Source organism: Streptomyces albidus (ex Kaewkla and Franco 2022) (genome assembly GCF_013870515.1).
GTDB classification, from domain to species: domain Bacteria; phylum Actinomycetota; class Actinomycetes; order Streptomycetales; family Streptomycetaceae; genus Streptomyces; species Streptomyces albidus.
This window is the reverse complement of sequence record NZ_JACBXA010000183.1, coordinates 1-12197: the sequence shown is the minus strand read 5'-3', so window position 1 is coordinate 12197 and position 12197 is coordinate 1. Positions and strand designations below refer to the sequence as shown.

The 12197-nt window shown below is 69.3% G+C and carries 11 protein-coding genes and 1 pseudogene; 10 read left to right on the top strand and 2 right to left on the bottom strand.

What is annotated here, in order from left to right; translation table 11 throughout:
- On the bottom strand, positions 1 to 780 hold a 780-nt coding region (locus H5J26_RS22450; RefSeq protein WP_210771640.1), incomplete at its 3' end, for a pyridoxal-phosphate dependent enzyme.
- 190 nt (positions 781 to 970) lie between these two features.
- Here H5J26_RS22450 and H5J26_RS22445 point away from each other — a divergent pair.
- Positions 971 to 1357: a zinc ribbon domain-containing protein gene (locus H5J26_RS22445; protein ID WP_181767741.1), complete on the top strand. Its 387-nt coding sequence runs from the start codon at positions 971 to 973 to the stop codon at positions 1355 to 1357.
- 170 nt (positions 1358 to 1527) lie between these two features.
- Here H5J26_RS22445 and H5J26_RS22440 read toward each other — a convergent pair whose 3' ends face one another.
- Positions 1528 to 2556: an adenosine deaminase gene (locus H5J26_RS22440; protein ID WP_181767740.1), complete on the bottom strand. Its 1029-nt coding sequence runs from the start codon at positions 2554 to 2556 to the stop codon at positions 1528 to 1530.
- Between the two features lie 101 nt (positions 2557 to 2657).
- Here H5J26_RS22440 and H5J26_RS22435 point away from each other — a divergent pair, with 101 nt between their 5' ends.
- The 9 genes and pseudogenes from H5J26_RS22435 to H5J26_RS22395 all read left to right on the top strand — a co-directional run.
- Positions 2658 to 3488 carry a DUF4190 domain-containing protein gene (locus tag H5J26_RS22435; RefSeq protein WP_181767739.1) on the top strand — a complete coding sequence of 277 codons (831 nt, stop codon included), beginning with the start codon at positions 2658 to 2660 and terminating at the stop codon, positions 3486 to 3488.
- Between the two features lie 132 nt (positions 3489 to 3620).
- A complete protein-coding gene (locus H5J26_RS22430; RefSeq protein WP_181767738.1) occupies positions 3621 to 5138 on the top strand; it encodes a gamma-aminobutyraldehyde dehydrogenase in 1518 nt (505 codons plus the stop codon).
- An 85-nt stretch (positions 5139 to 5223) separates the two neighbouring features.
- Complete coding sequence (locus H5J26_RS22425; RefSeq protein ID WP_181767737.1) at positions 5224 to 6474, top strand: ABC transporter substrate-binding protein; 1251 nt, start codon at positions 5224 to 5226, stop codon at positions 6472 to 6474.
- 12 nt (positions 6475 to 6486) lie between these two features.
- The gene (locus H5J26_RS22420) at positions 6487 to 7638 is read left to right on the top strand and encodes an ABC transporter ATP-binding protein (protein WP_181767736.1); all 1152 of its coding nucleotides are present in this window, start codon (positions 6487 to 6489) and stop codon (positions 7636 to 7638) included.
- A complete protein-coding gene (locus H5J26_RS22415) occupies positions 7635 to 8597 on the top strand; it encodes an ABC transporter permease (RefSeq protein WP_181767735.1) in 963 nt (320 codons plus the stop codon). The genes H5J26_RS22420 and H5J26_RS22415 overlap by 4 nt, the downstream gene beginning before the upstream one ends.
- A complete protein-coding gene (locus H5J26_RS22410) occupies positions 8597 to 9418 on the top strand; it encodes an ABC transporter permease (protein WP_181767734.1) in 822 nt (273 codons plus the stop codon). The genes H5J26_RS22415 and H5J26_RS22410 overlap by 1 nt, the downstream gene beginning before the upstream one ends.
- Positions 9415 to 10899, top strand: a complete 1485-nt coding sequence (locus H5J26_RS22405) for an NAD(P)/FAD-dependent oxidoreductase (RefSeq protein ID WP_181767733.1) — start codon at positions 9415 to 9417, stop codon at positions 10897 to 10899. Before H5J26_RS22410 ends, H5J26_RS22405 begins: the two co-directional genes overlap by 4 nt.
- Positions 10900 to 11065: 166 nt before the next feature.
- Positions 11066 to 11773 (top strand): C39 family peptidase, encoded by a 708-nt coding sequence (locus tag H5J26_RS22400; protein ID WP_181767732.1) that lies wholly within the window; start codon positions 11066 to 11068, stop codon positions 11771 to 11773.
- A gap of 158 nt (positions 11774 to 11931) precedes the next feature.
- Positions 11932 to 12197 (top strand): annotated as a pseudogene (locus tag H5J26_RS22395) (hypothetical protein); the annotation flags it as partial.

Below are 12197 nucleotides of genomic sequence, written 5' to 3'. Positions count from 1 at the left end.
CCGCTCGCGAGCGTGCAGGATCTCCTCGTCACTGACCAGGACCGACGTCACCCCGTGGGACCCGAACACGGCGAAGGGCACCTCGCCGACCCGCGTCGCCCCGGTCGCGGAGGCGGCGACGGAGTCCACCGCCGAGTCCACGGGCTCGCCGACTGCGAGCGCGTCGTGCAGGCACCGGCAGTGCGTCGGCTCGACGCCGACCACTTCGCGGCCCCCGGCCGCGAGGGCCGTACCCGCTGCCAGCCCGCCGCCGCCGACCGCCACGACGACGGCGTCGACATCGGGGGCGTCGGCCACCACCTCGGCTGCGACCGTTCCCTGCCCGGCGACGACGTCAGGGTCGTCGTAGGGATGGAGGAAGCGATGCCCGGGTGCCGCCGCGACCGCCCTGGCGGCCGACGCGGCTTCGGCGAAGTTCGCACCGCGCGCGACGAGTTGAGCGCCTGCCGCCTCGATGCGCCTGGCCTTCGCCGACGGAACGGTCTCGGGGACGTGGACCGTCGCGGGGACGCCAAGCAGCGACGCGGCGGTGGCCACCGCGAGTCCGTGATTGCCGCCGGAGGCAGCGACGACATGCTCGTCCGACGCCCCGGAGAGCATGGCGTTGAGTGCCCCGCGCAGCTTGAACGAACCGCTGAGCTGGAGGTGTTCCAGCTTCAGCAGGAGACGCCGCCCGTCGATCTCCAGGTCGAGGAGCGGTGTGCGGCGGGCGTAGGGGCGGATCCTCTCGGCGGCTTTGCGGACGTCGGGGAGGGAGGGCGTCGTGACGGGCGTGTTCATGCGCCCCATGCTCCGCCACACCGCCTCATCTGCACCAGCGCCGGTGAACGGCCTCCCGGGCGCGCGTCCTCGCAGCGTGTCGCGCTCCGCCCGGTTGGGGCCGTCTCGTTACACGTTCGGCTTGACGCACCGTATGCGCAGGGTGGTTGGCTACAAGGGAAACCCTTACGCAAACGGAAACGGAGCCCCCGTGCTCATCTTCGGCACCTCGACCAAGATGCTCCAGCTCGCCATGCTGAACCTGCTGTGCGCCTTCTGCGGCAACCCTTCGGCTCATTCCTTGCGCAAGCGGGTCACCAAGTTCTCGCTCTTCTTCATTCCGCTGTTCCCGATCGCGCCCGCGAAGCACTACCTGCAGTGCACGTTCTGCGGCGGTGCCAGCGAGATAACGAAGGAGAACGCGGAGCAGCTGATCGCGCAGGGCGGCGGGGGCCAGCCGCAGCAGGGCGGTCAGCCTCAGCCGGGGTACGGGGCTCCGCAGCAGGGCTACGGGCAGCAGATTCCGCAGCAGGGCAACCCGTTCGCGCCTCAGCAGCCGCAGGGCCACGTGCCGCCGCAGAACCCGTACCAGTCCTGACGAACACCGGGGTCTGACGAACGCCAGGGTTTGACGACCGCCAGGCCTGAGGACTGCCGAGTCCCGACAAGCACCGGCCTCGAAGCGGGCCGGTCCTCACGCCGAACCCGGAGACGGGACCGGAGCCTTCGGGCGTCCGGTCCCGTCTGTGTTCTGCTGTGAGGGGCTGTTCAGGCTTGCCTGCTCCACGCGGTGACGTAGGTGTCGATCTCCTCGTTGAGCCGGCTCTTTCCGGCCCCGTCCATGAACGAGGCCTCCACGGCGTTCTTGGCGAGCGACGCGATGCCCGGTGCGTCCAGGCTCAACAGCCGTGCCGCGATGGCGTATTCGGTGTTGAGATCCGTGCTGAACATCGGCGGGTCGTCGCTGTTGACGGTGACCAGGACGCCGGCCTCCACCATCTCCCGGATCGGGTGCTCGTCCAGGTCCTCGACCGCGCGGGTGGCGATGTTGGAGGTCGGACACACCTCGAGCGGGATGCGGTGCTCTGCCAGGTGCTCGAGCAGGCGCGGATCCCGGGTGGCGCTCGTGCCGTGGCCGATGCGCTCGGCGCGCAGCGAGGTCAGCGCGTCCCAGACGGTCTCCGGCCCCGTCGTCTCGCCGGCGTGCGGGACGCTGTGGAGCCCCGAGGCGATCGCGCGGTCGAAGTGCGGCTTGAACTGCGGGCGCGGGACGCCGATTTCGGGGCCGCCGAGCCCGAACGAGATCAGGCCGTCGGGGGCCATCTCCGTGGCGATGCGGGTGGTCTCCTCTGCGGCCGGCAGCCCGGCCTCGCCGGGGATGTCGAAGGTCCAGCGGAGGACGACGCCCAGTTCCTTCTCGGCGGCGTGCCGTGCGTCCTCGATGGCCTCCAGGAAGGCCTCGGCCGGTATCCCGCGGCTGGTGGAGCTGAAGGGCGTGACCGTGAGTTCGGCGTAGCGGACCTGCTGCCGGGCGAGGTCGCGTGCCACCTCGTACGTGAGCAGCCGGATGTCCTCCGCGTCGCGCAGCAGGTCGACGACCGAGAGATAGACCTCGATGAAGTGCGCGAAGTCGGTGAAGGTGAAGAAGTCCCTCAACGCCGCGGGGTCGCCAGGGACCTTCGAGTCGGGGTGCCTGGCGGCCAGTTCGGCGACGATGCGCGGGGACGCCGAGCCGACGTGGTGCACGTGCAGTTCGGCCTTGGGCAGCCCGGCGATGAACGCGGTGAGGTCGGACAACGAAAGAACCTCCGGTCGGTAGGGAGCCGGATCATCGTATGCGGGCCGTCCCCGGCGGCGAATAGCATGGGCGCCGGACGAGGAACCCCAGGAGGGGACACATGGCAGACGACACCGGACAGCACGGGCCGTCCGGCGACGAGCCCAATCCGTGGGCGCCCCCCGACGACGGGGTCTCGCTGGGAAAGGGCCGCAAGGGTTCCGGTCCCGGCGGTCAGGACGACGAGCGGCGCTCGGTTGCCGACCAGCCGACGATCGCCTCGGGGTCCGCTGCCGCTCCGCCTCCGGTCCCGCCTGCTCCGGGCGTCGCCCCCGGTGGGCCGGGGGGCGGCCCCGCTGCCGGGCCCGGGGCCTCCGGCTTCGGCCAGCCTCAGGGGCCGTACGGTGCGCAGCCTCCCGGCCCGGGCCACGGATTCGGTGGCCAGCCGTACGGAGGCCAGCAGTACGGCGCTCAGCCGTACGGTCAGCCCGGCCCCGGTGCCGCATACGGCTATCCCACGCAGGCGCCCGGGTCGTTCGGATACGGAGCCGGCCCCGGGGGGTACGGCTGGCACGGTGCCCCTCTGCCCAACGGCAAGTCCGTGGCGGCGATGGTGCTCGGGATCATCAGCATGGTGGTCGTCGCGAGTTGCTGGGGGAGCTTCCTCGGGATCATCACCTCGCCCATCGCGCTGGGCCTCGGGCTCTCCGCGCGGCGCGGCGTCGAACGCGGTGAGCTGGGCGGACGCGGCCAGGCCGTGGCCGGGTTCGTGATGGGGATCGTGGGGACGGTGCTCTCCGCGATCATCGTCACGGTCCTCCTGCTGATGTTCACGGTCTTCGAGGACGATCTGCGGGAGTCGGATCCCGGCGACGGGGGAGGCGGCTCTTCCATCGACGCGAGGGGCGGTGTCACGCTCGTCGTGGACTCGATTGCGGATAGTGGTGCTTAGCGGCGCGCGGAATGCAGATTCCGTGGCGTAACCAAATGGCAACGACGGAATCCCTTGTTGAATCAGGCTCCTCCTGCCAGGATCGGCGTTCAACACCGGCTGAAGCCACATCGCCGTAGGCAGGAGAGCTCGATGACGGTTCAGCGCTTCGATGTGCCGTCGCGCTTCGCAGCGGGCGCGCAGTTCACCGGGGGACTGCTCGGATCCGGCAGCACCGGACGTACGCACGCGGTCATCGACCCGGCGACCGGCGAGCACGTCCTCAGCTATGAACTCGCGGGTGCCGCCGATGTCGACGCCGCGGTCGAAGCCGCCCGGAGGGCACTGCCCGAGTGGGCCGGTGCGACGCCGGGTGAGCGATCCGATGCCATGCACCGCTGGGCAGCCGTGCTGCACGAGCGCACGGACGACTTCGTGTTCGCGGAGTCGATCCAGTGCGGCAAGCCGCTGAAGCTCTCGCAGGAGTTCGACGTACCGGGCTCCTTCGACAACGTCTCCTTCTTCGCCGGCGCCGCGCGGTCGCTCCCGGGTGTCGCGGCGGGCGAGTACAGCGGAGACCACACCTCCTACGTCCGCCGCGAACCGCTCGGCGTCATCGGGTCCGTCGCGCCGTGGAACTATCCGCTCCAGATGGCCGCGTGGAAGATCCTTCCGGCCGTCGCCGCGGGCAACACGATCGTCCTGAAGCCCTCCGAGCTCACGCCGCTGACCTCGTTGATGTTCGCCGAGGCCGCCCGGGACGCAGGCATCCCGGACGGCGTGATCAACATCGTCACCGGCGCGGGCCCGGACGCCGGTGAAGCGCTCGTCGGCCACCCGGCCGTCGCCATGACCTCCTTCACCGGTTCGACCGCCGTCGGGAAGCGCGTCGCCGAGATCGCGACCGGGACGGTGAAGCGGCTGCATCTGGAACTGGGCGGCAAGGCGCCGTTCCTGGTCTTCGACGACGCCGACCTCACGGCGGCCGTCCACGGCGCGGTCGCCGGAGCGCTGATCAACTCGGGCCAGGACTGCACCGCGGCGACCCGCGCGTACGTGCAGCGGCCGCTGTACGACGCGTTCGTCGAGGGCGTGGCGGAGCTGATGCGGGAGGTGCGCGTCGGGGACCCGTTCGCGCACGGCACGGATCTGGGCCCGCTCATCTCGCACGCGCACCGCGACCGCGTCGCCGGATTCGTGGCCAGGGCACGCTCGTACGCCACCGTCGTCACGGGCGGAGAGGCGCCGGGCGGTGAGCTGGCCAAGGGCGCGTACTATCTGCCCACCCTCGTCACCGACGCGCCGCAGGACAGCGAGATCGTCCAGCAGGAGGTCTTCGGACCGGTGCTGGCCGTCCTCCCCTTCGACGGCGACGACGAAGGCATCACCCTGGCCAACGACACCCCCTACGGACTGGCCGCCTCGGCCTGGAGCAGGGACGTCTTCCGTACGGGGCGTGCCGAACGAGAGATCCAGGCGGGTTGCGTCTGGATCAACGACCACATCCCGATCATCAGCGAGATGCCGCACGGCGGATACAAGGCGTCCGGCTACGGCAAGGACATGTCGGCCTACTCCCTCGAGGAGTACACACAGCTCAAGCACGTCATGTACGACACCACGGGCGAGGCGCGCAAGGACTGGCACCGCACCGTCTTCGGCGACCACTGAGGCTCTTCGCCGCCTCTGCACGTGACCGGCGAACCCACCGCCCTCCCTGCCCTTTCAACTGTCCCTGACCGGAAGGCAGCCCCCGATGGACCTGGACCCGCAGCTGTACGAAGGCTTGCCCGACCCCGTGCGCAAGGCGTGGGAGCGGAGCCTGACCAGTGGACGCGCCGCGATGAGCCGGCGCCGCCTGCTGCGTCTGGGCTCACTGGCGGCGGGTGGCGCGGCGCTTGCCGCCTGCGGCATACCGCCCGCCGAGGGCAGCCGCGGCAACGAACCCGAGGACAACCCCGACTACTCCAAGAAGGAGCGGGTCCTCAACTTCGCCAACTGGCCGCTCTACATCGACGTCGACGACAAGAACAAGAAGAAGCGCCCCACGCTGGACCGCTTCGAGCGTGAGAGCGGCGTCAAGGTCAAGTACGTCGAGGACATCAACGACAACAGCGAGTTCTACGGCAAGATCAAGCCGCAGCTCGCCGCCGGCCAGGACACCGGCCGGGACCTGGTCTGCCTGACCGACTGGATGGCCGGCCGGGTCATACGCCAGGGCTGGGCCCAGCGCCTGGACCCGGCCCGCATCCCCAACGCCGTCGCCAACCTGGAGGACCGCTTCCGTACGGCCGCAGGCGACCCGGGGCGCCAGTACAGCTATCCGTGGGCGGGCACGGCCTGCGTCGTCGCGTACAACAAGAAGGCCACCGGAGGGAAGAAGGTCACCAGCGTCTCCCAGCTGCTGGAGGACGAGGCGCTGAAGGGCAAGGTGTCCATGCTCAGCGAGATGACCGACACGGTCGGCCTGACGATGCTCGACATGGGCATCGACCCGGGGAAGTTCACAGACCGCGACTTCGACAAGGTCATCGCCCGCATGCAGAAGGCGGTCGACGGCAAGCAGCTGCGCCGCTTCAGCGGCAACGACTACCTGGACGAGCTCAACTCCGGTGACATCGCCGCCTGCCTGGCCTGGGCCGGAGACATCGTGCAGCTGAAGCTGGACAACCCCGACATCGAATTCGCCCTTCCCGAGAGCGGCTACCTCTTCGGCACGGACGACCTGCTCGTACCCGCCAAGGCCCGTCACCAGGCCAACGCCGAGGCGCTGATCAACTACTACTACCAGCCCGAGGTCGCCGCGGAGCTGGCCGCCTGGGTCAACTACATCTGCCCTGTCTCGGGCGCCAAGGCCGAGATGGAGAAGATCGACAAGGACATCGCGAAGGATCCGCTGATCTTCCCCGACGCGAAGACGATCGAGCGGGGCAAGAACTTCCGGCCGATGTCGACCGCGGAACAGGCCCGCTACGAGAACAAGTTCGCCAAGCTCATCGGCGCCTAGGGGGCATCGGCCATGACGATCACGCTTACCGGAGTCAGCAAGGTGTTCGGCGACTTCACCGCCGTACACCCCCTGGACCTGACCATCCCCGAGGGCTCCTTCTTCGCGCTGCTCGGCGCCTCGGGCTGCGGCAAGACCACGACCCTGCGCATGATCGCGGGACTGGAGGAGCCGACCGGCGGCAGCATCCGGCTCGGCGACGACGACATCACCGGACTCCCGCCGCACAAGCGCCCGGTCAACACCGTCTTCCAGAACTACGCCCTCTTCCCGCACCTCGACGTCTCCGAGAACGTCGCGTTCGGGCTGCGGCGGCGCGGCGTCACCTCCGTGCAGAAGCAGGTGGAGGAGATGCTGGAGCTGGTCGAACTCGGCCCGCTGGCCCACCGCAAGCCCCGGCAGCTCTCCGGCGGTCAGCAGCAACGGGTCGCGCTGGCCCGCGCGTTGATCAACCGGCCGCAGGTGCTGCTGCTGGACGAGCCGCTCGGCGCCCTCGACCTCAAGCTGCGCCGCCAGATGCAGCTGGAGCTCAAGCGCATACAGACAGAGGTCGGCATCACCTTCGTCCACGTCACGCACGACCAGGAAGAGGCCATGACGATGGCCGACACCGTGGCGGTGATGAACGGCGGACGGGTCGAACAGCTGGGCGCGCCGGACGAGTTGTACGAGAATCCGCGTTCCACCTTCGTCGCCAACTTCCTCGGCACCTCCAACCTGATCGAGGCCGAGATCACCGCCGTGGAGGGAGAGGAGCTCCGGCTGAAGGCCGTCGGCGCCGACACCGTCCTGCGGCTGCCCGCACAGCGGTGCGCTGTCGAGGACCCCAGGGCGGGCGGCAAGGTGCTCGTGGGCGTACGCCCGGAGAAGATCTCCCTCACGCGCGCCGAGGACGCCGATTCCTCGGACGCCGCCGGAGCCATCCGCGAGGGCAGCAACCTGCTGACGGGCCGCATCCGTGACGCCGCCTACCTCGGGGTGTCCCTGCAGTACGTCGTCGACAGCCCCGTGTGCCCCGAGTTCAGCGTCTACGAGCAGAACGTCGAGCGGGACACCCGGCTGGTACCCGGCACCGAAGTCGTCCTGCACTGGCAGCCCTCACACACCTTCGCTCTGGACGCGGCCCAGGACGCGGACGCCGGAACGGTCGAGGAGGCGCTGTGACCGCTTCCACGGTTCCCGCTGCCGCAGGTGCGGCACCGCCCTCACAGCAGCCGTCCCCGGAGACCGGCTCCTCCGGGGACGGCCAGGGGCCCGGCCCCCGGCGCCGTCTCACGCCGTACTGGCTGCTGCTCCCGGCGGGGCTCTGGCTCGCCGTCTTCTTCGTCGCGCCGTTCTTCTACCAGGCGTCCACGTCGGTGCAGAGCGGCTCGCTGGAGGAGGGCTTCCGCGTCACGTGGGACTTCACCAACTACTCGGACGCGCTGGCCACTTACGGGCCGCACTTCCTGCGGTCGTTCCTCTACGCAGCCGTGGCCACCCTGCTGTGCCTGCTCATCGGCTACCCGCTGGCGTACATGATCGCCTTCCGCGCCGGCCGCTGGCGCTCCTTGCTGCTGGTGATGGTGATCGCACCCTTCTTCACCAGCTTCCTCATCCGCACGCTCGCCTGGAAGACCATCCTGTCCGACTCGGGCCCTGTGGTGGGCGTGCTGGAGTCCCTGCACATCCTCGACTTCACCAGCCAACTCGGGCTGACCGGGGACGACCGTCTGCTGGCGACGCCACTGGCCGTGGTGTGCGGACTGACGTACAACTTCCTGCCGTTCATGATCCTTCCGCTGTACAGCTCGCTGGAACGGATCGACCTCTCCCTGCACGAAGCGGCCCGTGACCTGTACGCCAAGCCGACGACGACCTTCCGCAAGGTGACGTTCCCGCTCTCGCTCCCGGGCGTGGTCGCGGGGACCCTGCTGACGTTCATCCCCGCCTCCGGCGACTACATCAACGCCCAGTTGCTCGGGTCGCCGAACACGCAGATGATCGGCAACGCCATCCAGAAGCAGTTCCTCAATGTCCTGGACTACCCGACCGCGGCCGCCATGTCGTTCATCCTCATGGCGATCATCCTGATCGCGGTCACCGTCTACATGCGCAAGGCGGGAACGGAGGAATTGGTCTGATGGCTGCCGACTCACCTGCTCTCGCGCCCCTGCGCTGGCTGCGCCGCAACGCCGTCGTCATCGCGGGGCTGGCTTCACTCGGGTATCTGCTGCTGCCGAACGTGGTGGTGATGCTCTTCTCCTTCAACAAGCCCGCCGGCCGCTTCAACTACGAGTGGCGCACCTTCTCCACCGACGCGTGGACCGACCCGTGCGGCGTCGCCGACATGTGCGGTTCGCTCGGGCTCAGCCTCCAAGTGGCGTTGCTGGCCACCTTGTTCGCAACGGCGTTCGGCACGTTCGCCGCGTTCGCGCTCGCCCGGTACCGCTTCCGCGGGAAGGGCACCGGCAACGCGCTGATCTTCCTGCCGATGGCCATGCCCGAGGTCGTGATGGGCGCCTCGCTCGGCACCCTGTTCCTCAACACGCGGGTCGCCTTCGGCTTCGTCACGATCCTCATCGCGCACATCATGTTCTGCCTGAGCTTCGTGGTGGTCGCGGTGAAGGCCCGCGTGATGAGCATGGATCCGAGGCTCGAGGAAGCGGCGCGCGACCTCTACGCCGGTCCGGTCCAGACGTTCGTCCGGGTGACGCTGCCGCTGGCCGCGCCGGGCATCGCGGCGGGCGCGATGCTGAGCTTCGCCCTGTCGTTCGACGACTTCATCATCACGCAGTTCAACGCGGGGCCGTCCACGGTCACCTTCCCGATGTTCGTCTGGGGCGCCGCGCAGAGGGGTGTCCCGGTGCAGGTGAACGTCATCGGGACGGCGATGTTCCTCATCGCGGTAGCCATCGTGCTCGGCGGCCAGATCACCGCCAACCGCCGCAGGAGAGCGCGATGACGAAGCGGCAGAGGGCGCGCGGGAGTGACGGCGGATCCGCCGTCACGGGGGCCGGTGCGGCTGAGGCCGTACGGGCCCTGGCCGGCGCTCGCCCCGTGCCGTTCTGGCTGGACGACCCCGAGCACCGCCCCGACGCGCTGCCAGCACTCACCGGCGACGCGGAGTGCGATCTGCTCGTCGTCGGCGGCGGCTACAGCGGACTGTGGACGGCGCTGATCGCGAAGGAACGCGACCCGTCCCGTGACGTGCTGCTGATCGAGGGCAAGGAGATCGGATGGGCCGCGTCCGGCCGAAACGGCGGCTTCTGCGACGCGTCCCTCACCCACGGCTACGCGAACGGACTTGCCCGCTGGCCCGATGAGTTCGCCACGCTCGAACGGCTGGGGAACCGCAATCTCGACTCCATCGAGGCGGCCGTCGACCGCTACGGCATCGACTGCGACTTCGAGCGCACAGGAGAGATCGAGGTGGCGAGGGAGCCCCATCAGGTCTCCGAACTGCGCGACGCCGCCGAGCAGATGAGGCGGCTCGGGCTGAACAAGGGTGACGACGGGGAGGAGAGCGTCACCTACCTCGACGGCATGGCCGTACGCGAGGAGGTCGACTCACCTGCCTTCCTGGCCGGCCTGTGGCACCGCCACAGCGTGGCGATGCTCAACCCCGCGAAGCTCGCCTGGGGACTCAAACGCGCCTGCGTGGAGGCGGGCGTACGGATCCACGAGAACACCCGGGCACTCCAACTCGCCGCCGACAGCGGCGCGGTGACCGTGCGCAGCCCGTACGGCAGCGTCCGTGCCCGGCAGGTCGCGCTGGGCACCAACGCCTTCCCGTCGCTGCTGCGGCGGGTGCGCCCGTACGTCGTCCCCGTCTACGACTACGCGTTGATGACGGAGCCGATGACCGAGCAGCAGCGGGCATCGATCGGCTGGAACAACCGGCAGGGGCTGGCCGACAGTGCCAACCACTTCCACTACTTCCGTCTCACCCGGGACAACCGCATCCTGTGGGGCGGCTACGACATCCTGTATCACTACGGCAGCCGGATCGCCGAGGAGTTCGACCAGTGCCCGGAGACCTTCCGCAAGCTGGCGGGTCATTTCTTCGACACCTTCCCGCAGTTGGCGGGCCTGCGCTTCAGCCACACGTGGGGAGGCGTCATCGACACCTGCTCGCGCTTCTCCCCGTTCTTCGGCACGGCGCACGGCGGACGTGTCAGCTACGCGGCCGGATTCACGGGCCTCGGGGTGGGGGCCACGCGATTCGGGGCCGAGGTGATGCTCGACCTGCTCAGCGGTGAGCAGACGGAGCTGACAGAGCTGGAGTTGGTGCGCAGGAAGCCGGTGCCGTTCCCGCCGGAGCCTGTCCGTTGGGCGGGCATCGCCCTGACGCAGTGGTCGCTCTCCCGGGCGGACGCACGCGGCGGCCGCCGCAACATGTGGCTGAAGGCCATGGACGCCACGGGCATGGGCTTCGACAGCTGACGCCTGGCCCAGAACCCAATCTGCTTTCCGTGCTTGAGAGTTGAGCTGCGGGTGCCTGGCGCACATCGTCACTGGTCCGGCCTGTGAAACACGCGTAGACCACTGCCCCGCACGACCTCCGTGATGGCATGCTCGCATCAACTACCCCCCACGGAGGAGTTTCTGCATGCGCATCAGATCCATGGCGGCGAGTGTGGCGCTGGCAGCCACCGGCCTGCTCGCCGTGCCCGGCGTGGCGAACGCGGACGAGGCCCACACCGCTGCCGTCTCCCAAGTCGCCGCCGAACCCGGGGCGTCGGCGCCCCCCGTCGAAGTGAGCCGCCAGGGCTCGCAGTTGCACACGGAGGCGACCGAGACCAAGGCCGCCAAGACCCTCGAAGTCGACTACCAGGTACAGGAGACGGGCTACTGGTGCGGTCCGGCGGCGACCCGCATCGCTCTGTCCGCGCGCATGGGAGCGCCCAGTCAGGCGGACCTGGCAGCCCAGTTGGGGACCACGGAGAACGGCACGGACGACATCAGCCAGGTCACGTCCGTGCTCAACGCGAACCTGGGCACGGGCTGGTACGAGTCGAAGTACATGCCCGACGACCCGCCCTCGCAGGCGCAGAAGGACCTGTTGTGGCAGGACGTCGTGGGCGACATCGACAACAACTACCCGCTGGTCACCAACATCGTCGCGCCGCCCGGCAACCAGCCGCCCGGTTATCCGTCGGACCAGACGATCTACCACTACTTCACGGTCATCGGCTACGACGACGCCAACAGGACCGTGCTGATCGCCGACCCCGCGTCCTTCTCCGGCAACCAGATCTACTGGCTCACCTTCGACCAACTCGCCTCCCTCATCCCGCCGAAGGGCTACGCGGCCTGACGGTCGGCGAGACGGGCGCCGTCCCCTCCCCCCACGTGCGAGATCCCCTACGTGCGAGTTCCTCGGCCTACGGGGAAACTCCGCGCGGATCCGCGTAAGGATCGGACATGTTCCGGCTCTCTCCCGTGTGTCACGACGAACACGAGGAGAGGCGGAACATGAGCGGTGCGGCGGGGGAGCAGAAGGCAGCCGAGTGGCTGGCCTCGGTGGCTGCGGACCCGGAGGCCTGTCTGGCGGAGTGGGAGCGCAACCCGCTGGGAGTCGCGCTGCTGCCGGCAGGGCGGCTGTGGGACGTACTCATCGTCGCCGGCGACATCGGCTATCCGACCCTCGACGCCGTCACCGGCTGCCTCGACCCGCCGGGGCCCGTGCTCGCCGATTTCGGGGACGCCCGTCTCGGCTTCTTCGTGCCTCCGGGCACAGC

Excerpts from the sequence above, each read along its gene's own strand:
- H5J26_RS22435 (WP_181767739.1), top strand. The coding sequence starts at position 2,658 with ATGGCAGACGACACCGGACAGCACGGGCCGTCCGGCGACGAGCCCAAT.
- H5J26_RS22430 (WP_181767738.1), top strand. The coding sequence starts at position 3,621 with ATGACGGTTCAGCGCTTCGATGTGCCGTCGCGCTTCGCAGCGGGCGCG.
- H5J26_RS22425 (WP_181767737.1), top strand. The coding sequence starts at position 5,224 with ATGGACCTGGACCCGCAGCTGTACGAAGGCTTGCCCGACCCCGTGCGC.
- H5J26_RS22420 (WP_181767736.1), top strand. The coding sequence starts at position 6,487 with ATGACGATCACGCTTACCGGAGTCAGCAAGGTGTTCGGCGACTTCACC.
- H5J26_RS22410 (WP_181767734.1), top strand. The coding sequence starts at position 8,597 with ATGGCTGCCGACTCACCTGCTCTCGCGCCCCTGCGCTGGCTGCGCCGC.
- H5J26_RS22405 (WP_181767733.1), top strand. The coding sequence starts at position 9,415 with ATGACGAAGCGGCAGAGGGCGCGCGGGAGTGACGGCGGATCCGCCGTC.
- H5J26_RS22400 (WP_181767732.1), top strand. The coding sequence starts at position 11,066 with ATGCGCATCAGATCCATGGCGGCGAGTGTGGCGCTGGCAGCCACCGGC.